Origin of the sequence: Tropicimonas omnivorans (assembly GCF_031846565.1) — a bacterium.
GTDB lineage: Bacteria > Pseudomonadota > Alphaproteobacteria > Rhodobacterales > Rhodobacteraceae > Tropicimonas_B > Tropicimonas_B omnivorans.
On the sequence record NZ_JAVRHL010000003.1, the window covers coordinates 439,638 to 460,064 of the forward strand.

Below are 20,427 nucleotides of genomic sequence, written 5' to 3' on the forward strand. Positions count from 1 at the left end.
TCCCAATGAAACTGATGATCGCATCCGCACTCGCCCTCACCGTGGCAGCCCCGGCAGCCTTTGCCCAGGACGCCGCGGAGCCGATGGCCGACGACACCATGGCGGCCGAGACGACCGCCGTGACCGCCGGTGACATGGACTACGCGAACCTGATCCGTACCCGGGACATCACCGGTGGCGACATCTATTCGCTGAACGACGGCATGGGCGACAACGAGTGGACGTCCGACACGATGTATGACGGCGTCGGCGACAACTGGAACGACATCGGCGAGATCGAGGACGTCGTTCTCGACACGAGCGGTCAGATGGTCGGCATCGTGGCCGAAATCGGCGGCTTCCTAGACATCGGTGACAAGCACGTCTTCATCCCCGTCGACAACGTGCGCCTCGTTCCCGTGGATGATGCCGAGTACGCCTACGTGACGCAGTACTCCGAAGAGCAGCTCGAAGAGCTCGAAGGTGTCGACGAAGGCTGGTGGAACTGATCAGGCCCCAAGCTTGAGACCTGACAAATGAAGAAGGGCCCGCCGATCCGGTGGGCCCTTTTTTCGTGCGCGATGCGAGCTTCGGCGCGACTGGCCTAAGCGGAGCCGCAATCGCCCCGCCCGGCCCGCCGTCTTCAGTCGCGGAGAATCGAGCGGCCGGCGTAGACGGCGCTTTCTCCCAGCATCTCCTCGATCCGGATCAGCTGGTTGTACTTCGCCAGCCGGTCGGAGCGCGACAGGGACCCGGTCTTGATCTGCCCGCAATTGGTGGCGACGGCGAGATCGGCGATGGTCGTGTCCTCGGTCTCGCCGGAGCGGTGGGACATCACACAGGTCATCCGCGCACGGTGGGCCATGTCCACGGCGGCGAGCGTCTCCGTCAGCGTGCCGATCTGGTTGACCTTGACCAGAAGCGAGTTGCCGGCGCCGCGGGCGATGCCTTCGGCCAGGCGCTCGGGATTGGTGACGAAGAGGTCGTCGCCGACCAGCTGGACCTTGTCGCCGAGCGCCTGGGTCAGCGCCTTCCAGCCATCCCAGTCATCCTCGGAGCAGCCGTCCTCGATGGAGATGATCGGGTAATCGCGCACCAGTGCCTCGAGATAGGCGACGTTCTCGTCCGCCGAGAGAACCTTGTCCTCGCCCGAGAAGGCATAGCGTCCGTCCTTGAAATATTCCGTCGCGGCGCAGTCGAGGGCGAGATAGATGTCCTCTCCGGGCGTGTATCCGGCCTTCTCGATCGAGCGCAGGATCACGTCCAGGGCTTCGCGGGTGGAAGACAGGTCCGGCGCGAAGCCGCCCTCGTCGCCGATCCCGGTGGACAGGCCCTGCGCGCCCAGCTCCTTCTTCAGGGTGTGGAACACCTCCGACCCCATGCGGACCGCCTCGGCGATGGAGGTGGCCGAGACCGGCATGATCATGAATTCCTGGATGTCGATCGGGTTGTCCGCGTGTTCGCCGCCGTTGATGATGTTCATCATGGGAACGGGCAGGGTGCGCGCCGAGGTGCCGCCGACATAGCGGAAGAGCGGCTGCCCGGTATAGTCCGCCGCCGCCCGCGCCACGGCGAGGGAGACGCCGAGGATCGCGTTGGCGCCGAGACGGCCCTTGTTGTCCGTTCCGTCCATTTCGATCATCGCGGTGTCGATCGCGACCTGCTCGATCGCCTCGAAGCCGACGAGTGCTTCCGCGATCTCGCCGTTCACCGAGGCCACCGCATCGAGGACGCCCTTGCCCTTGTAGCGGGCGGCATCGCCATCCCGGCGCTCGACGGCTTCGTAGGCACCGGTGGATGCGCCGGACGGCACGGCGGCCCGGCCCAGCGTTCCGTCCTCCAGCGTCACGTCGACCTCGACCGTGGGGTTCCCCCGGCTGTCGAGGATCTCGCGGGCGTGGATGTCGATGATGGTGCTCATGGTGTCGGCTCCCGGGGGCAACTTTTCGTTATCCGATGATTAGCGGCGGCGGCGTGGCGGCGAAAGGGGGCTTTCTCCGCCGGGCGGGCGCACCGCTTTCAGCCGTTCCCGCGCCAGGGTGTAGAGGCCGGAGGCGATGATGATCGCGGCGCCGAGAAGCGTCCAGACATCCGGCCGCTCACCGAAGACCGCCGCGCCGACGATGAGCGCGAAGAGCAGACGTGCGTAGCGGAACGGTGCGATGAAGGCGATGTCCCCGATGCGGGACGCTCCGACGAGGGCGTAGTAGCCGCTCGTGCCGAACAGAAGCGCCGCCGCGAGCCGAAGGGCATCGCCGCCGTCCATCGGCTCCCAGACACCGCCGGACAGCGCGATGAGAAAGAGACCCGCCGGCATCGCGGCGCCGAAGCCGTAGCTCGACAGGACGAGAGACGGCACCCCCGGCGGTACCCGGCGCGTGGCGATGTCCCGCGCGGCGAGGGCGAACACCGCCACCACGGCGAGCAGCGAGACAGGCTCGAACCCGGCCGCGCCGGGGCGCACGATCATCAGAACGCCCGCGAGGCCGACCGTGATCGCCGTCCACCGCCGCCAGCCGACATCCGCGCCGAGCACGAGGGCCGCCCCGAGCGTCACGACGAGAGGCACCGCCTGCAGGATCGCCGAGGCGACGGAGAGGTCCGACAGGGTGATGGCGGAGATGAACGACAGCGCCGCCACCGCCTCGGCGACATTCCGGACGATGACCGCGGGATGCAGGAAGTGGCGCGAGAAAACCGAGGCGCCCGACGCCTTTGCCGCCGCCCCGAAGACGCACATGCCGCAGAAGCCGAGGATGACGAGGATCTGTCCCGTCGGCAGGTAGCCCGACGCGGCCTTGATGAACATGTCCTCCATGGCGAAGCCCGCCATGGCGGCGATCATCAGCAGCATTCCCCTGATATTGTCCATCGATCCGGCTCCTTCTTGCGGTCCCCCCCGTGGCGGGTCCGGCCCGGAGGTGCAAGGGGAAGCGGGCGGGGCGAGGGGCCGCGAAGTGCTAGCCTTTGTCGATTCGCGTGCCGTAGAGCTTGAGGCGGTGCCCTTCGAGCCGATATCCGAGGCGCTTCGCGATCTTTTCCTGGAGGGCTTCGATTTCGGGATCGACGAATTCGATCACCTCGCCCGTGGCGAGGTCGATGAGGTGGTCGTGATGGTCCCGCTCGGCATCCTCGTAACGCGCGCGTCCGTCGCCGAGCTCGACACGCTCAAGGATGCCGACCTCCTCGAAGAGCTTCACGGTACGATAGACGGTGGCGAGCGAAATCTTCGGATCGCGCCGTGTGGCCCGGGCGTGCAGCTCCTCCACGTCGGGATGGTCCGAGGCCGTGCTCAGGATCTCGGCGATGACGCGACGCGGACCGGTCAGCCGCAGGCCGCTTGCCCCGATCCGCTGAAAGATGCTGCCCGCCATCGGTCTCCCGCCCGGCTCGTCCATTCGTGAGGCCGAGGGACTACAGGATCGGGCGGTCAGGGGGAAGGCGTGGGGCCGGGGGAAAGACCGGGGCGTTTGCCCGGAGGAGAGGGGCCGGCGTGCCTTGAAGCCCCCTCGGATCGGGGCCCTCTACAAGCGAAAAGGGCCGCCCCTTCCGGGACGGCCCATTCCTGATCTCGCACCGGGGCGGACCCCGTGGGCATCACTCCTCGTCGTCGAGGGCGTCCACTGCGGCTTTCAGCTCGTCCTTGTCGGACGTCTTTTCCTCGACCGTCGCATGCTCGAAGATGTAGTCGACGACCTTGTCCTCGAAGATCGGCGCGCGGAGCTGCTGCTGGGCCTGCTGGTTCTGCTGGATGAACTCGAAGAACTGACGTTCCTGGCCCGGATACTGGCGAGCCTGCGTCATGACCGCTTGCGTCATCTCGGCGTCGGAGACCTCGATCTCCTGCTTGCGGCCGAGTTCGGCGAGGAGGAGGCCCAGACGGACGCGGCGCTCGGCGAGCGTCTTGTGCTCGTCGGTGGGCTCGATCTTGCCGTGATCGTGGCCCTGCTCTTCGGGGTGCTCCTCGTGGTGGAGCTGGTGGGCGATCTGGTCGGCCTCGGCCTGTACCAGCGACGGCGGCAGGTCGAAGGAGACCTTATCGTCGAGCGCGTCGAGCAGGCGGCGCTTCATGACCGCGCGGGCGGCGGAGGCATACTCGGCTTCCAGCTTCTCGCGGACCTGACCCTTCAGCGCCTCGAGGTCCTCGGCGCCGAACTTGGTGGCCAGCTCGTCGTCGATCTTGGCGTCGGAGGGCGCCTTCACGGCCTTGACCGTGGTCTCGAAGACCGCGTCCTTGCCGGCGAGGTGCTCCGCGCCGTACTCGGCGGGGAAGGTCACCTCGACATCGCGCTTGTCGCCGGCCTTGACGCCCACGAGCTTCTCTTCGAAGCCGGGAATGAACTGGCCGGATCCCAGCGTGAGCGGGAAGTCGTCCGCGGTGCCACCCTCGAAGGCCTCGCCGTCGACGCGGCCGATGAAGTCGATGACCACCTGGTCACCGTCCTCGGCTGCGCCGTCCTTGTCGTCGAAGCTCTTGGCTTGCGCGGCAAGGCCCTGGAGCGCTTCGTCGATGGCCTCGTCATCGGCCTTCACGACCAGTTTCTCGAGCGAGATGGAGGACAGGTCCGGCTCGGGGATCTCCGGCAGGGCCTCGTACTGCATCTCGACCTCGACGTCGTCGCCGGGCTTCCACTGCTCGCCGGTGGTCATCTTGACCTCGGGCTGCATGGCCGGGCGGTCGCCGCTGTCCTCGAAATGCTTCGACATCGCGCCGTCGACGGTTTCCTGCATCGCTTCGCCGAGCAGACGGTCGCCGTACTGTTTCTTGAGAAGCGCGAGCGGCACCTTGCCCTTGCGGAAGCCCTTCATCTCGATCTGGGGCTGCGCCTCGACCAGCTTCTCGTCCACCTTCTCGTTCAGCTCGGAAGCCGGGATGGTGATCTTGTAGCCGCGCTTCAGGCCCTCGTTTGTGGTCTCGGTGACCTGCATGGGGGAGCGTCCTTCGTTTGCTGTCGTTGCGGGGGCCGCGCAATTGGGGCGCGGCGCGTGTTCGTGAAATTGGGCGCCCTTCTAGGGGCGCGTCCGTGTCCGCGCAAGCACAATGGCCGGCCGGCCCTGGCTGCCGGACCCCGATCCCGCTCGGGAGCCGGTCGGATGCCGCGCCCGTCGGGCGTCCATCCGCAGACGTGGTCCTGCGGTCCGGCTTGCCCGGACGGGTCTGCATGGAGCGAATCCCTGGAAAGGGCAAGGCGGGGGCCGGGCATTCCGCCGGGCGGTCCCCGCCCTTCCTTAACCCATTCTTTACTAAGAAGATCCAATGTCCCGGGATGCGACCCCACCTCCGGGTTCGCTTCCGAACCTGAAGGGCAACATGGAGCGATGAAGGATGCAGACGAGACCGGGGCGACCCTCGCCGATTGGGCGGGCGGGAATATCAATCAGACGGCTTCGATCCAGCCTGGCGGCTGCCTTGTCGAGATCGGGGGCGGAAGGGTGCTCAGCGCCTCGGTCAACACCTTGTCGGTCCTGGGGACCGACGCCCGGGACCTGCTGGGGACACCCCTGACGGAATGCTTCACCACCGAAGCGGTGGAGCGGCTGGAGCAGGGCTTCGAGGGTCTGCCGCCACCCTACTACAGGTCCAGCATCTTCGGCATCCATCCGTTCGGGGATGATCGCATCTTCGATATCGCGATACATCGCAACGAGGGCCGGTCGATCATCGAGTTCGAATCCTTGCCGCGCGAACGTCCGACTTTCGATGCCGACGTGATCCAGCCTCTTCTCGACAGGATCAGGTCCAGCCAGACGGTCGAACGGGTCTGGAGCCTCTCGGCGCACTTCCTGCGCGAGCTGACGGGGTTCGACCGGGTGATGGTATACCGCTTCGCGCGAGAGGGCGGCGGCGAGGTCATCAGTGAATCCCTCGGCGGCGAACTGCCGAGCTTCCTCGGGCGCCGCTTTTCCGCCGGAGACATCCTCCCGGAGGCGCGGGAGCGCACCATGCGCTACCTTCCGAGCATGTTTGCCGATATCGAGATGCCACCGGTTCCCGTCGTCTCGATCGCGTCCGGCGGACCGGAGACGCTTGATTTGTCCCAGGCCGCGCACCGGGCGGTCGCCCCGGAGCGCCTTCGATCCCTGCGCGACATGGGCGTTGCGGCGAGCATGTCCATCTCGTTTCTCAGGGACGAGGCTCCCTGGGGCATGATTATCTGCCACCACCCGCGGCCGCACCGGCCGGATTTCCGTGTCCGGCTGTCTGCCGAGATGCTGACGCGCTTCGCGAGTGCCGAGATCAGCCGTCGAGAAGAGGCGCTCGAGACGGCCCAGGCGGACCGCGCCCGGGGACAGTACGACCGGGTGATCGCCCTCGTCGAGGCGGGCGAAGCGCATCCCGGCGATCTCGGGGAGCTGAGACGGACCATCGGCGAAGCGATCGAGATCGATGGCCTCGCGCTGTCCGAAGGCGGCCGCTACCGGACCTGCGGCCACACGCCAACGGAGGCCGAATGCCTGGGCCTCGCCCGCCATATGGAGAGGCGGGGAGGCCACGAGCGGCTCAGCTCGACCTCGTCGCTCGCCGAGACGCATCCCGGCCTCGTGGCGAAGGAGCGAGGGATCGGCGGCGTCATCGCCCTGCCCATCCGGGGGTGGGCAGGCGGCTTTGTCATGCTCTTCCGCTCCGAGGTGCAGGCGCCGCGGGGCCGGACGGACGATTCCGGGACGCTCGGCCGCGACGAGACGGGCGTCGTCTTTCCCCGCAGCTTCGAGCACCGGGACGAGGCCGCAGGCGGCCGCTGCGCCCCCTGGACCGGGGGTGATCTGCGGGCGGCCGAGGTCCTGAGGGTCGCGCTGCTGGAATTCGCCCGCGTCCGGGCGGAGGCCGCCCTGTGCCGAAGCAAGGAGAAGTTCCGCAAGCTGGCGTTCTACGATCCACTGACCGGGCTGCCCAATCGCGCGCTCTTCGTGGACCGCTTCGCCGCCGTCGCCGCGAAGATCCGGCGCTCCCGCAAGGAGATGATCTTGCTGCGGATCGACGTCGATCACTTCAAGGACATCAACGAGACATTCGGGCGACAGGCCGGCGATACCCTGCTCTACACTCTGGCCCAGCGGATCGAGAACGCCCTGGAGGGGAGGGAGACGTTGGCCCGTCTCGGCGCGGACGAGTTCGCCGCCATCGTTCGCCATACCGGTCCCGTGGGCCGGATCGAGGCGGTGACGGACCGAATCCGCAAGGCGGTCTCCATGCCGCTCGTGCTGAACGGGACCGAGGTCTCGCCGTCCGTCAGCATGGGAGCGGCGATCTTCCCTCACCACGGACATGACCAACGGACCCTGATGCATTGTGCGGATATCGCGCTTTACCGGGCGAAGGCCACGGCCCGCGGAACGTGCGCGGTGTTCGATGATACAATGACGGTGGAAACCGGGAACGTCCGGGAGATCGAGAGCGATCTGCGTCTCGCCCTCGCTCGGGGGGAGCTGGTGCTGGCCTACCAGCCGCAGCTCGACGTCGCCGAGGGACGTGTCACGACGGTGGAGGCGCTCGTGCGCTGGAAGCACCCGCGCCGCGGCCTCCTGCCGCCGCATGAGTTCATCCCGGTCGCCGAATCCACCGGCCTCATTCACGCGCTCAGCTCGTGGGTCATCACCGAGGCCTGCCGGCAGATACGGATCTGGCGCGATGCCGGGCTGGATGTGAGGGTGGGCGTCAATGTCTCCACCATCGACGCCCAGCAGGACAACGTCCTGACCACGCTGGACGCCGCGATGGAGCGCCACGGCATCAGCGGCTCGAACCTCGAGGTGGAGATCACCGAAACCCTGCTTCTCGAACCCGGCGGCGAGGCTGCGAAGGCGCTGTTCGACGGCCTGCGCGCCCGCGGCGTCCACGTCGCCATCGACGATTTCGGAACGGGATACAGCGCCCTGTCCTATCTGAAGGACCTGCCGTGCGAGAAACTGAAGATCGACCGCGTTTTCATCAAGGACATGAGAGACATCAAGAGCCGCGTCCTCGTCGAAGCGATCGTCGGACTGGGCCGCAACCTCGGCAAGATCGTCGTGGCCGAAGGGGTCGAGACGCCTGACCAGTACCATGCCCTGAAGGACGTCGGATGCGACATGCTGCAAGGCTTTCTCTTCGCCAGACCGGAGCCCGCGGATCGCCTGCCGGCCCTTCTGGGCGAGATCGCGGAGGCGGTGCGGTCGGGCTATGCGGGTCCCGAAAACCGGCCGCTGCGAGTGGGCTAGCCGCGAGGCCGATCCGGGATCACTCCGAGGCGGATGGAGCGCAGGGCGGGCAGGGGCACTGTCCCCGAGGGCCAGTCGGGGCCCGGTGCCCCGGATATCGATGATCGCCCTCTTCTCAAAGCGATGCTGGTGCGGACGGGGGGACTCGAACCCCCACACCTTGCGGCGCCAGAACCTAAATCTGATGATTTCCCAATGAAAACAAGGAAATCAGGGTTGAAGTTTGGCAGAACGTTCGAGAAACGAATGGCGAAACTGCTAACGCCGTACCACCCGCAATCATGACGTTTTCCTGCGGCGCTCCGCAGCGCCAGACCGCCCCGATCTCTCAATTCGGCTTGGTCAAGGCTGGTGAGACGGTACGGCAGGAACCGATCAGTGGCCGCCCCCCTGGCACATCTGGTGATGCCACGGCAGCGTCCCGACGAGAAGGGCGGTCATCACCAAGGTCGCGCGGCGCGACGGTCAGCGGCAAGCTGTCCGCGCCGGTGATCCTGTGACGCGCAAGGCCGAACCGCCAAGACGCGAAACCCTCCCCTCTATCCTTCTCCCCGGTCATTCCTCGCGCTCCCCGCAAGGCAATCCTGCCCCCCGGATTTTTTCCAGACCCAAGGCGATTGCCGCAGAGCGAGGGTCAGAGCATCACGCTCGACATTTTGCGAGCTTCGGCTCGCGATTGTCCGCCCGAGGGCCCTCTCCCTTAGGTTCTCTCTATCCCTCTCTCGAAGCGGCAATCGAGATCCGATAAACATGTTAGACGTGGCGAGTCTGGTCTGTGAGCCCCTTTGGCGGAAAATACGGATTTTCCGCCAAGGTCACCTCAGCCGACATTGCCGGGCGCTTCACCAGCCACTCAGCCCACCAGGCCAGCGCGGTTATCCACATAATAGCGACGTGAGACGGTCTCGAACCGCCAGTCGGGCGCGATGAGGAATCCTGCAGCAGTTACAATGTCGGACAGAATAACCGCTAAAGGAACAACCACGTTGACTGACAACCAAGCTATCATCTGCGCCCGCACCCGCCCTACGTTCCCCTAGGTTAACGGTCACCCCGATGGGGGGCCGGCATGACCGCGCGGCGAGACAAGCTCGTGAAGGTACGCTTCTCGCAGGAGGAAGTCTCGCTGCTGGAAACGCTGCGCCAGTCGGCGGGATTGGAGAGCTGCGCTGTGTTTGTCCGCAGACGGGCTCTGGAACCCGAAATCGGCACAGGGGCGGTTGCGGAGCTCATCGGTCGGGTCGCTGTCACGCTGAATTCAGAAGATGTCGCTCCCAAACAGCTCGACCAACTGGCGCTTCTCCTTGACGGACTCACACTGGAGCTCCGCAGGGTTCAGAGGAGGTGATCGATGCGCGCGCATAACACCTTCCACCAAACGGTTCGCGTCTTATCCGCTTATGACCTCCGCGCAGGTGCAGAGTTCGTCGGCGGCACTATCCCGCGCGCGGATCCTATGACCCTGCGCGACCGCCTGGATCGTCTGGCAGATGGCGCGGGAGTGATGCACATGACACTGTCGCTGCCAGAGGGCCTGCGAGCCAGTCGCGAAACATGGCATGCGATTGTCATCGCGCAGCTCGATCTGATGGGCCTGCATGCCCTGCGCACTCCGTGGGTCGCAGCCCGTCATATCGATGCCACCTGCGACCACGTCCATGCCGCCACCGCCCTGCGTGGGTTTGACGGATCCCGCCTGCGCCCTGAAACCGGCGACATCCGGACAAGTCGCAATCACCAGATGCTGGCCCGGCGCCTCGGCTTGCCCGTACCAGACTACTTCAACCCCCAGATCCCGCGCCTCGACCCACCGGTCATTACCCGTCGGCTGACGACTGCACCCAAGAAAAGGCTGGGCGAGGCCCTTAAGGCCATCTTCCCAACCGAACGGCCAAGAACCCTCGACGACCTCGATCGTGCCCTGGCACGTCAATCCCCCGCCATCATGCGCACCACGACCCAGAATACGCATGGGACGACGAGCCACCTGTTCAGCTTGGACGGAGCCCGAATATTCGGAGGCGAGCTGGGGCCGGCGTGGGAGCCGCGACATCTCGAGAGGCGCCTCGCACATGCACATGCCCTTCACCGCCTTCGACTGCGCCTGAGCGCCCAAATCGTTCTCGCGGCCCTTCTGCCCTACAAGAAAGCACTGAAAGACCTCAGCGATGCAAAACGACAAGAAGATCCTGACCGTGCCCCAAGAATGGGAAGTTCTGCTCCAGACGCAACTGAAGACGGACGGCAAGGTGGACCAGCTGCTCCCGCTGCTCGGTCTGCTAAACGACCCCGATCACCCGATGTCCGAACTGGGCCAAGCCCTGATCGAGGCGCTCCAGAAGATCGCCGACGACTTGCGGAAGGCGACAAAGTTGCGCGACGAGCACCGCGCAACCCTGGATCAGGCGAACGAGACCAACGCCGTACTGTCACAGATGCTCAAGGACATCTCGGGGCAGCTTCAGGAAATCCGGGCGGAGAACCGCAGTTTGAAGCAGCAGATCTCCGATATCCACGGCCTGATGTTCAGCCCGGTCGACTGATCTTCGGTCAACAGCTCCGGCAGCTTCTCCGTTTCCTTCACGCGGGTTTCAGGGGCTGGCGCTGGCGGCGTTCGGACAAGTCAGGGATCCACGTCACGTTCCGGGATGGGAGTGTTGCCGAGATGGCTGGCGGCGTTCTGGTCAACGCGCGTGAGGAAGGTGAAGTCACCCGGTTCGCCGAAGCCTGGCGTCAGGAGTTCGGGGAGGTGGACATCGAGATACCCGGAATGTCAGACGACCGCTCCCCGGAACCGATGTGATGAAAAGCCCTTTCCCCTGAATAGCCCGCCTGCGCCAGCAGACCGATAACCAACTATGCGAGCCCCCACTCGCCATTGATAACGGACACTTCCGCCCTGGGGTACGTCTGGTATGTCGAATCCCGAACTCGACCTCTGGATTTTGATGAAACTCATATCGCGCCCACTGCCCGCCTTCCTGTCCGACCCCTTCCACAAGCACCCGCGAGCGCTGGCATTCCAGGACGACACCATTGCGGCGTCCGGCGGCGCGCATGCCAGAATCCACCTCTCGGAGATCGCGGCACGTCCCGTCCTGCAGCGTGGCCGTGTCTCCACCAGACTCACTCTGGATCTCGGAAATCAGACCTGCATTCTAATCCCCGGGGTCCAGGAGGCCGCCGCCAGAGCATTCGCTCAAACTGTCGAGACAGCCTGGTCAGGCTACAATCTTGCCCAGCTTGCCAAGGAAGGCGACGCGATTGCGGCCGTGCTGACAGCGATCGAAGGATTGAAGGCACCGGCGAAGTATCCCGCCGCCTGCCTGGTAGACGCGGCCGCAAGCCAGGCCGCGGACCTCGACGCCCGGGTCCTGAAGAAGCTCACCCCGGCAGCCCTGGGCGAAGAGACGATGGCGCGGCTAGCTCCGATCATGGAGCTCGCGCGCAATCCAGAGCGACTCCGCGATGCAGCGATCGCGGCCTTCGTCGACCAGCAGCTGACGGACTGGAAAGAGTTCTTCGATACCGTCGAGTCCATGCCGCTGACGCCGGAGCAGCGGCTGTCCGTCGTGGTCGACGAGGATGCAACGCTGGTCCTCGCCGGCGCGGGTTCGGGCAAGACCTCGGTCATCACCGCCAAGGCTGCCTATCTTGTGAAGGCGGGCATCCGGCAGCCGCATGAGCTTCTGCTCCTTGCCTTTGCCAAGGATGCCGCCACCGAGATGTCCGAGCGCATCGAGGCACGGTGCGGCGTGCCGATCATGGCGCGCACCTTCCACGCCTTGGCCTACGAGATCATCGGCACGGTCGAGGGCGAAAAGCCGCCCCTCGCACCGACGGCCACCGACGACAAGGCCTTCCTCCAATTGATCAAGGACATCCTGCGCGACATCGTGAGCCGGATGGCCGACATCGCAGGAACCGTGGTGGGCTGGTTCGCCGGCTTCTTCGACGACATTCCCAACGCATGGGACTACGACACCGCCCACAAGTGGTACTCCGAGGTTGAAAGCCGAAATCTGCGAAGCCTGAAGGGCGACACCGTCGCCAGCTTCGAGGAGCTGATGATCGCCAACTGGCTGTACCTGAACGGGATCGCCTACGAATACGAGCCGACCTACGAGCACAAGCTGACCGGGACCGGCAGGCGCGCCTACACGCCGGACTTCCGGCTCACGGAGAGCGGCGTCTATCTCGAGCATTTCGGCGTCCGCAAGACGACACGGCCGGACGGTACGGAGGAGCTGACCACCGCCCCATTCATCGATCGCGATGCCTACCTGGAAAGCATAGAGTGGAAGCGCCAGGTCCATGCGGAACACGAAACGATCCTGATAGAAACCTATAGCTGGGAGAACGCGGAAGGTCGCCTGCTCGAGGCGCTGGCAGAGAAGGTCGCTCCGCATGTCACGCTCCGCCCGCGCTCTGCCCTCGAAATCTACGACGGCGTTACGTCCCTTGGTGTCGTCGACGGCTTCACCTCACTGATCGCGACCTTCCTGCGGCACTTCAAGAACGGCGGCTATCATCTGGGTGATTGCGAAACGAAGGCCGCGACCCTGAAGATGGGCAAACGCAGCGAGGCCTTTCTCAAGATCTTCGGGGCGGTGTACCGCGAGTACCAGGACCGGCTGGGCGAACGCATCGATTTCGAGGACATGGTGAACCGCGCGACCTCGCTGGTGGAAAGCGGGCGCTACGAAAGCCCGTTCCGCCATATCCTTGTCGACGAATTCCAGGACATCTCGACCGGGCGGGCGCGGCTGATCCAGGCACTCAAGAACCAGCATGCGGAAGCGAGGATATTTGCTGTCGGTGACGACTGGCAGTCCATCTACCGGTTTGCAGGATCCGACATCCACATCATGCGCAACTTCGGTCGGGAGTTCGGCGGCGTCTTCGCCGGCCACACAGGTGTACACCGCACGGTGGACCTCGGACGGACTTTCCGGTCGGTCGACAAGATTGCCCTGGCTGCCCGGCGCTTCGTGCTTTGCAACCCGGCGCAGATCACCAAGACGGTTGTTCCTGCCGGCGAGGCAGAGCATCCCGCGATCCGGGTTGCATGGACCCGGCGCGAGACCGGCGACCAGGTGCTGGAGGGCACCCTGAGAGCTCTGGCGGCAGAGCCTGCTCCTCCCGGTCGCAAGACCACGGTTCTCCTGCTTGGCCGCTACCGCTTTATCGAGCCCGACATGCGCAGCCTCCGCCGACGGCATCCGAACCTGACGATCACCTTCAAGACCATCCACGCCTCGAAGGGCCTGGAGGCCGACCACGTTGTGCTGCTCGGCGCCGACAGCGCACGCATGGGCTTTCCATCGATGATCGTCGACGACCCGCTTCTCGGCCTTGTCTCGCCCGAAGCGGAACCCTTCGCCAACGCCGAAGAGCGCCGCGTGATGTATGTCGCCATGACCCGCGCGCGACGAACGGTCACGATCCTGTCGTCCGAGGCCCGCCCTTCAGCATTCGTAACGGAGCTGCTGAAAAATCCCGCCTATGACGTCGCCGGCCCAAGAGAGGCCCAGGAGCGCACCCACACCTGCGCGCAGTGCGAGGGGCGCCTGCTGTTCATGCCCGGCAGCGATGGCCCAGGCTGGTACCGCTGCGAGCACATCAAGCACTGCGGCAACCGCATGCCCGCCTGTCCCGCTTGCGGCACCGGGCTTCCGGTTCGCAAGGGGCTAAAAGGCGAAAAGATTTGCGGGGAGTGCGGAGCCGTCCAGGCGCCATGTCCGGAATGCACCGACGGCTGGCTCGTTGATCGCAAAGGACGATACGGGACCTTCCTGGGCTGCGTTCGCTTCCCGGATTGCACCGGAAAGTCGAAGAAGAAACGCTAAGTCGGCAAGCGAACAAGTGGCTAGCCGGGCAGCGCTTTGGCCAAGACAAGCCTGAGATGACGCTCGAACGCGGCGCAACCGTCCGGTTAGCAACGACGCGAGGGGCGGCCGCCCTTTGCTGCACGCTCAACGAACGGTCGGTTCGGTGTTCTCCCACCGTCAGCCCCAAACGCAACGCTCCACTATTTCGCGAAGATTGGTTTGTGTTCTTGCGCATAATGCTGAAGCGACTTTTCGTAGCCCTCCTTCGCAGTCACCTTTGAAAGCTCCAAGATGCCAGCCGTGTTTCGTCCAGTCCGCCAGGCGCGCCTCGTCCAGTAGGTCCCTTCTGCACGGCGATAGTCCTCGGTGACCAGTTCCAGGTCTGCGGCGCCGAGGTGCGCCTGCTCGTCGGTGATCGCGTGGTTTGGTGTCTGCTGCCGGTAAACATATGACAGATGTATCCGCCCGGTATTCTGGTTCCTCCATGGCTTCGCAGTAATCGAAAAGGACTCTCCGTTGGTGGAACTCAAGCCAGCTCGCATCTGCAATTTGAAGAGCGAGTTAGTGAACCTCACCGCCATGGCGTCCTGTTGCTCGGGCAGGTCGTGGAGCTCCTGCTCCGTCGTCCTGTCGTCGGATTGCGCTGCCTCGACTAACCTCTTGATGGTCGGCCAGTTGGAACTGGTGCTACCCACCCAGACTCCGTTCAGATCGGGGAACAAGTCGTTCAGCTTCGGAATCCAGCGCCACAGAATGCGCCAGGGCGCCCAATAGCAGGTCGGACCAAAGAAGCCGCCAAGGATGAGCAGCACCCCGAGAGGCAGGTAGCGAACGACATATCGATCCGGTATCGGCACCCCGGTCAATCGCTGCACTTCGCCGGCGTAGACGGCGACCATCGTGACCAGAGTGAGGCCGCCCCCGATCCATTTCCAAGGCAGTAGTGGATACACGATTCGTTCTCCGTTTCGAACGTCGGCTTTGGCCCTTGAACGGTTGAGCCGCACACCCCACATTTAACCCTACGGCAGAGTGAGGGCGCAAGATGTATGATTTCTCGAAGCGAATTTCCAAGTTTCATCAAGGCCACGTTAGGCTGACGAACGACCAGCGGGGCGATATGCGGCGTCGGCGCGAAACCAACCTTGAGCGGATCAAGAAGGGGCTGGAAGAGACCAACAAGCCGTCACTTGCCGAGACCATTAACCAGGGGGGCTACGCGCAGAAGACTATGACGCAGCCGCCCGAGAACGATCAGGAGAGCCGCTACGACATCGACCTTGGGGTGGTGTTCGAAGAGGGCGATGCCGGCGGGCCGAGGACGACCCGTAATTGGGTCAGGGACTCCATCGCCCGTAAGGCGACCAATCTCAAGAACGCCCCGGAAACAAAGAAAAAGTGCGTCCGCGTCGTATATGCGAACGGGTATCAGTGCGACTTCCCCGTCTTCCGCCGTAGATGGTCCGAAGTGGGTTGGAAGTACGAACTGTCGTCGGGGGACGAATGGGTTGGTTCTGATCCTGCGGCGATGAACAAGTGGATCGAGACAACGGTTTCGGCTAAGAGCCCGGAGACGTCGGGAAGCTACCAGCTCCGCCGTATCATCCGCCTTGGCAAGTTCTTCTCGAAGACCCATTCCAGCCGGCTGAACAGGAAATTTCCCGGCGGCCTTGTCGCCACTGCCCTCTTCATCGAAGCCTACAGTTCCGTGGATGGCCGCGACGACAAGGCCTTCCGGGAGACGCTCCGGGCGCTGTCAAACCGGTCCAAGTATTCGCCAGTTTACGCCAATGGCATCCAGGTCTCCGATAACAAGGACACCGACCGGATCGGACGTCTGATCGATCAGGCGAAAGGGTCGGTGAAAGAACTCGATACGCTCGACGCCGAAGACGCGACGGATACTGATGCCAACAAGGTCTGGAAGACCGTCTTCCGCCACAGATTCTTCGAAGAATCGACCCAGGACGCGGTAAACAGTGCTTCTGCATTCTTGGAGAAAAAGAGCGCGCTCGGGGCAGCGGGACTGGCCGCGCCATTTTTGGCCTCGCAGGCTGCGGCTGCCCTATCTGACAGCGAGAAGAATTCACGGATGGAGGCGGCAGTGAGTGCCCGGAAAGAAAGCGGAGGTGGCGGCAAACCTTGGTCGAAGTGACGATTACGGAGGAATTCTATTCTGAGGTCCAGCAAGCGGTAGCCGAGCATCAACCCGAGCTATCCGTTGCCAGGATAGACCGTCTCATCATTCTTGAGGGACGGTTCTTAGTCTACGGTAAAGATGGGCCGACAGATACCCCCAATGGCGTGTTTGACTCCTACCAGATCAAGGCAGGGGTTACAGCGGGCTTCCCAATCGAAGAGCCAGCGGTCTTCGAAGAAGGTGGCCGTATTCCCCGGACCGCCGACCGTCACGTTTTTCCAAAAGACGGAAATTGTTGTTTAGGTGTCTGGGAAGAGTGGCTCTTAACCGCCTCGGACCACCGGTTCGCGACCTTGCTTACTGGACCGATGCACGACTATTTCGTGAGCCAGACATATTACGAGACCCATGGTGTGTGGCCATTCGGCGAAAGGGCCCACGGAAAGCTCGGTGTCTTAGAAGCATACGGGGATCTGCTCGGAATTGCCCTAGATGAAAAGACCATCTCTGAATACCTGAAGCTACTCTCGCACCAGGCGATCAAAGGCCATGCATTATGCCCCTGCGGGAGCGGGCTACGTCTCCGCAAATGTCACGGGAAAGACCTCGATCACCTGCGTCGGAAGATACCGCCCGCCATCGCCACGAAAATGTATCGCTCGATTGCTCCCACGAAGAAATCATAACGGTCTGCTCATTTCGGGTGCCGAAGTGTAGCAGACTTTCACATTGCACCAAACCAAAGGCAGCTTCGGGCCGGGAGCGACCCTGCGCGAGGGGCGGCCGGGCACCTGGCCCTTCGGCGCAGCGAAGGTCGGCTTCGAGCCCGTTGGGGAAGTGCCAAATTCTCGCTGCGCGCGCTCGCAGCAAAAATTTCGCTGCGGCGTGGAAAATTTTGCTGCCGCGTTGCAGCTGTGGATCCGGCCGTTTGCGCGCGACTTACTGAAACCCTCTTGAACGACTGCTCTTCCCACATCGGGAGGTCGGCAGGCCGTTCTTCACATTCACTGGATATCGATAAGTTATTCTTCAGATACAGTTTAAATCAAAAAATGAAAAAAACGAAAAGCGGCGACTGAACTTTTCTCACGTCGACATCAAGTCGAATTCGTTACGTGCAGGTGCCTTGGAATTGCACGGTCCTGGCAAGCTGGAGATGATGGCGCGAGCAGCCTGCTCGTTTGCATTGCTGCTCTGACCCGCAGAGCTCAGTTTCCACTCGCCCCAAGCGCACGCGCCTCTTCGAGTTCGCCTTGGTCCCAAAACCCGATGACGTAGCCCCGCCGCAATTCGCCGTCGGCACGCTTCGCGATCGCCTCATCGCTGACTGTGACCCGGTTGTGATGCCGGCGGGCCCAGAGGTTCATGATTTCGTATAGTCTCTCGCGTTCGGACGCAAACCGGGGATCGGCGCCGAGATCGCGACATTCCTGCGGGTCGGACTCGAGATCGAACAGCATCGGGCGAAAGCCCTCGGCATGGATGAACTTCCAGCGCCCGTCGAAAATCATCACCAGCCGGCAATCGTCTATCGGTTGGTTCAGGATCCGCCTCGCACGGCGGACCGAGTAGTCGTATTCGCTGATCACGACGCCTCGCCATGAGACGTCCTCGCTACGCAGCAGCGGCAGCAGCGAGCGGCCTTCGAGGACATGCGGGCGGGGTTCGCCACCTGCCCAGTCGACGAATGTCGGGGCGAGGTCGATCGCCTCGACGAGATGGTCGAGCACCGCGCCCCGGGTGGTGTCCGCCGCGGACGACGGATCGACCACGATCAGCGGGATCCGGACGGAGCAGTCGTGGAACAGCTCTTTCTCGCCCAGCCAATGGTCGCCGAGATAATCGCCGTGGTCCGAGGTGAAGACGATCAACGTGTCATTCGCCCTGCCGGTCTCGTCGAGCCAGGCCATCAGCCGTCCGATCTGGTCGTCGATCTGGGTGATCAGGCCCATATAGGCCGGAATCACTCGCTCGCGAACCTCATCGCGCGAGAAGGCGCGGCTGAAGCGGTGCTGGAAATAGGCGTCGAGAACGGGATGCGGGTCGCTGCGCTCCGCCTCCGAGCGGTTCGGCGGCAAGACATGCTCGGGGCCGTACATTCCGTGATAGGGCTCGGGCACGATGTAGGGCCAATGCGGCTTGATGTAACTCAGATGCAGGCACCAGGGCTGGTCGCCGGCATCCTCGATGAACTCCATCGCGCGGGTGGTGGCGTAGGGCGTCTCGCTTTCGGGCTCCGCGAGGCGGGCTGGTTTGTCGGCATGCTGCATCAACCAGCCCGAAAGGATCTCGCCGTCCTCGCTCTCGGCGGAGTTTGCCCATTCCTCCCAGGGATTGGGCCCACCGAAGCCGAGACCGCGAAGGTGATCCTCGTAATGGGAGGGGCGCTTGCCACCATCGGGGTGAAGCCCTTCCAGGCGATCCCATACCTCGAAACCACATTCCGCGATCCGCGCGCCGATGCCGCTCTCGGGATCGAGGCCCAGGCGGTGCAAGCCCTCGATATCGGCCGCCATGTGGGACTTTCCGCAAAGGGCGGTGCGAACGCCCAGCGGCTCGAGGTGATCTCCCAGCGTCATCTCCCCGACCCGGAGAGGGAAATTGTTCCAGGTCGATCCGTGGGATCGGACGTAGCGACCGGTATAGAACGACATCCGCGAGGGTCCGCAGATCGGGGACTGGACGTAGGCACGGTCGAACCGGGTGCCGCGGGCGGCGAGCGCGTCGATATTGGGGGTTCGGATATGCGGGTGACCCGTGCAGCCGAGATAGTCGAACCGCAGCTGGTCGCACATGATGAAGAGGATGTTCTTTGCCATCCTCAGACCTCGCTAAACAGGATTCCGCGACCCAGCAGGCTCTCGGGATCGAGGGCGGCCTTGATCGCGCGCATCGTGGCAAGCTGCGCGGGATCCTTGCGCTTGGCAAGGGTCGCGGCCTTCGCCCGGCCGATCCCGTGCTCGGCGCTGTAGCTGCCGCCGTAGGCCGTCACGAGATCGGTCAGCCGATCGGAAAAGCTGCGCACCGTCTCCGGGTCCCATGTCTGTCCGGGGGCCGCGACGACGGCATAGTGGATGTTGCCGTCGCCCAGATGCCCGACCAGCAGCGGCTTGAGGCCGGACTCCTCCGCGAGAGGCTGCGCTTGCCGGAGCACCTCCGGAACCGCCGAGAGCGGCAGCGAGACGTCGAGCGCGACGAACGGGCCGTGTGCCACGATGGTTTCGAGCACGGCCTCGCGCAGGCGCCAGAGGTCGAGGCGCTGCTGTTCGGACGTCGCGAAGAACCCATCGACGATCAGGCCCCGTTCCATCAGCGGTTCGATCGTGGCGAGCATCAGGGACTGGAGGCGTGCCTCGCCGCTCTCGTCGGTGGCCGCATCGTCGGGACGTGTCGAAGCAAGCTCGACCAGGATACCGGTCTCGGCGGCATCCTCGAGCGGCGCGCGCAGGGCCGGGTCATGGGCGCGGATCGCCTCGACGGTCTCACGGGGCAGCCACTCGAACGCTTCGACCAGACCGCCCGTCGCGTCCTGCAGCGCGTTGAGAACGTCGAGTGCCGCGTCCATTTCCGAAAGCGCGACGAAAGCGGCGGCCCGGATCTTCGGGGTCGGCACCAGTTTCAGAACGGCGCCGGTGATGATGCCGAGCGTGCCCTCGGAGCCCATCAGGAGATGGCGCAGGTCGTAGCCAGTATTGTCCTTGCGAAGGCCCGAGAGGCCGTTCACGACCTCGCCCGAGGGCAGCACGGCCTCGATGCCGAGACAGAGGTCGCGGGCGTTTCCATGGCGCAGGACGTTCGCGCCGCCCGCATTGGTCGCGAGCGCGCCGCCGATCTGGGCGGTGCCCCGGGCGCCAAACATCAGGGGGAAGTCCAGGCCATGCTCGGCGGTCGCGGTTTGCAGCGCTTCGATCACCACGCCGGCATCGACCGTGGCCGTGCGCGCGGCCGAGTCGATCTCGCGAATACGATTGAGACGCGACATCGAAAGGACAAGGCCCGGTTTGCCGGCCCCCGGAACGCTGCCGCCGGCAACCGAGGTATTGCCCGATTGCACGGTGATCGGCAGCTCCGCCTCGCGCGCGGCGAGTACGAGCGCGGCGACCTCGTCGGTCGAGCCGGGCCGGACCACGGCCGCCGCATCGCCGGTCCACGCCCCGGTCCAGTCGGTCAGGTAAGGTGCCATGTCGGCAGCATCGGTCAGCACGTTGGCGACACCTACGATTTCAGCGAATTTCTGCATTGTCCGGACCTCACTGACTGTCGGTTTGGCCCGATTGC

At 64.3% G+C, this 20,427-nt stretch carries 15 protein-coding genes and 1 pseudogene; 9 read left to right on the forward strand and 7 right to left on the reverse strand.

Going from position 1 to position 20,427, the window contains the following annotated elements; all coding sequences use genetic code 11:
• Positions 1 to 5: 5 nt before the first annotated feature.
• Complete coding sequence (locus RM543_RS12670; protein WP_311692195.1) at positions 6 to 488, forward strand: PRC-barrel domain-containing protein; 483 nt, start codon at positions 6 to 8, stop codon at positions 486 to 488.
• 134 nt (positions 489 to 622) lie between these two features.
• On the opposite strand, the gene eno is transcribed toward RM543_RS12670, so the two are convergent.
• The 4 genes from eno to tig all read right to left on the reverse strand — a co-directional run bounded on the left by eno (position 623) and on the right by tig (position 4,908).
• Complete coding sequence (eno, locus tag RM543_RS12675) at positions 623 to 1,900, reverse strand: phosphopyruvate hydratase (protein WP_311692197.1); 1,278 nt, start codon at positions 1,898 to 1,900, stop codon at positions 623 to 625.
• A gap of 39 nt (positions 1,901 to 1,939) precedes the next feature.
• Positions 1,940 to 2,851, reverse strand: coding sequence for a DMT family transporter (locus RM543_RS12680; protein ID WP_311692198.1), 912 nt, complete (start codon positions 2,849 to 2,851; stop codon positions 1,940 to 1,942).
• A gap of 88 nt (positions 2,852 to 2,939) precedes the next feature.
• Entirely contained in the window at positions 2,940 to 3,353 is a 414-nt protein-coding gene (locus RM543_RS12685; RefSeq protein WP_311692200.1) for a Fur family transcriptional regulator, read from the reverse strand.
• A gap of 223 nt (positions 3,354 to 3,576) precedes the next feature.
• Positions 3,577 to 4,908: a trigger factor gene (tig, locus tag RM543_RS12690; RefSeq protein ID WP_311692202.1), complete on the reverse strand. Its 1,332-nt coding sequence runs from the start codon at positions 4,906 to 4,908 to the stop codon at positions 3,577 to 3,579.
• 390 nt (positions 4,909 to 5,298) lie between these two features.
• On the opposite strand from tig, the gene RM543_RS12695 reads away from it, so the two are divergent.
• The 6 genes and pseudogenes from RM543_RS12695 (at position 5,299) to RM543_RS12720 (ending at position 14,027) form a co-directional block, all read left to right on the forward strand.
• Positions 5,299 to 8,178: a bifunctional diguanylate cyclase/phosphodiesterase gene (locus RM543_RS12695; RefSeq protein WP_311692204.1), complete on the forward strand. Its 2,880-nt coding sequence runs from the start codon at positions 5,299 to 5,301 to the stop codon at positions 8,176 to 8,178.
• Positions 8,179 to 9,247: 1,069 nt separating this feature from the next.
• A complete protein-coding gene (locus RM543_RS12700; protein WP_311692206.1) occupies positions 9,248 to 9,526 on the forward strand; it encodes a hypothetical protein in 279 nt (92 codons plus the stop codon).
• Positions 9,527 to 9,688: 162 nt separating this feature from the next.
• A pseudogene (locus RM543_RS18980) lies at positions 9,689 to 9,853 on the forward strand (relaxase/mobilization nuclease domain-containing protein); the annotation flags it as partial.
• 493 nt (positions 9,854 to 10,346) lie between these two features.
• The gene (locus RM543_RS12710) at positions 10,347 to 10,721 is read left to right on the forward strand and encodes a hypothetical protein (RefSeq protein WP_311692210.1); all 375 of its coding nucleotides are present in this window, start codon (positions 10,347 to 10,349) and stop codon (positions 10,719 to 10,721) included.
• 122 nt (positions 10,722 to 10,843) lie between these two features.
• Positions 10,844 to 10,981, forward strand: coding sequence for a hypothetical protein (locus tag RM543_RS12715; RefSeq protein ID WP_311692212.1), 138 nt, complete (start codon positions 10,844 to 10,846; stop codon positions 10,979 to 10,981).
• A gap of 145 nt (positions 10,982 to 11,126) precedes the next feature.
• Positions 11,127 to 14,027 carry a UvrD-helicase domain-containing protein gene (locus RM543_RS12720; RefSeq protein WP_311692214.1) on the forward strand — a complete coding sequence of 967 codons (2,901 nt, stop codon included), beginning with the start codon at positions 11,127 to 11,129 and terminating at the stop codon, positions 14,025 to 14,027.
• Positions 14,028 to 14,209: 182 nt separating this feature from the next.
• Here RM543_RS12720 and RM543_RS12725 read toward each other — a convergent pair whose 3' ends face one another.
• Positions 14,210 to 14,962, reverse strand: coding sequence for a Cap15 family cyclic dinucleotide receptor domain-containing protein (locus tag RM543_RS12725; protein ID WP_311692216.1), 753 nt, complete (start codon positions 14,960 to 14,962; stop codon positions 14,210 to 14,212).
• Between the two features lie 92 nt (positions 14,963 to 15,054).
• Here RM543_RS12725 and RM543_RS12730 point away from each other — a divergent pair, with 92 nt between their 5' ends.
• Positions 15,055 to 16,164 (forward strand): cyclic GMP-AMP synthase DncV-like nucleotidyltransferase, encoded by a 1,110-nt coding sequence (locus RM543_RS12730; RefSeq protein ID WP_311692218.1) that lies wholly within the window; start codon positions 15,055 to 15,057, stop codon positions 16,162 to 16,164.
• On the forward strand, positions 16,161 to 16,835 hold the full coding sequence (locus RM543_RS12735; protein ID WP_311693354.1) for an SEC-C domain-containing protein: 675 nt from the start codon (positions 16,161 to 16,163) through the stop codon (positions 16,833 to 16,835). Before RM543_RS12730 ends, RM543_RS12735 begins: the two co-directional genes overlap by 4 nt.
• A gap of 522 nt (positions 16,836 to 17,357) precedes the next feature.
• Here RM543_RS12735 and RM543_RS12740 read toward each other — a convergent pair.
• Both RM543_RS12740 and RM543_RS12745 read right to left on the reverse strand, forming a co-directional pair.
• Positions 17,358 to 18,968 (reverse strand): alkaline phosphatase family protein, encoded by a 1,611-nt coding sequence (locus RM543_RS12740; RefSeq protein ID WP_311692220.1) that lies wholly within the window; start codon positions 18,966 to 18,968, stop codon positions 17,358 to 17,360.
• Between the two features lie 2 nt (positions 18,969 to 18,970).
• Positions 18,971 to 20,389, reverse strand: a complete 1,419-nt coding sequence (locus RM543_RS12745; RefSeq protein WP_311692222.1) for an FAD-binding oxidoreductase — start codon at positions 20,387 to 20,389, stop codon at positions 18,971 to 18,973.
• Positions 20,390 to 20,427: the final 38 nt, after the last annotated feature.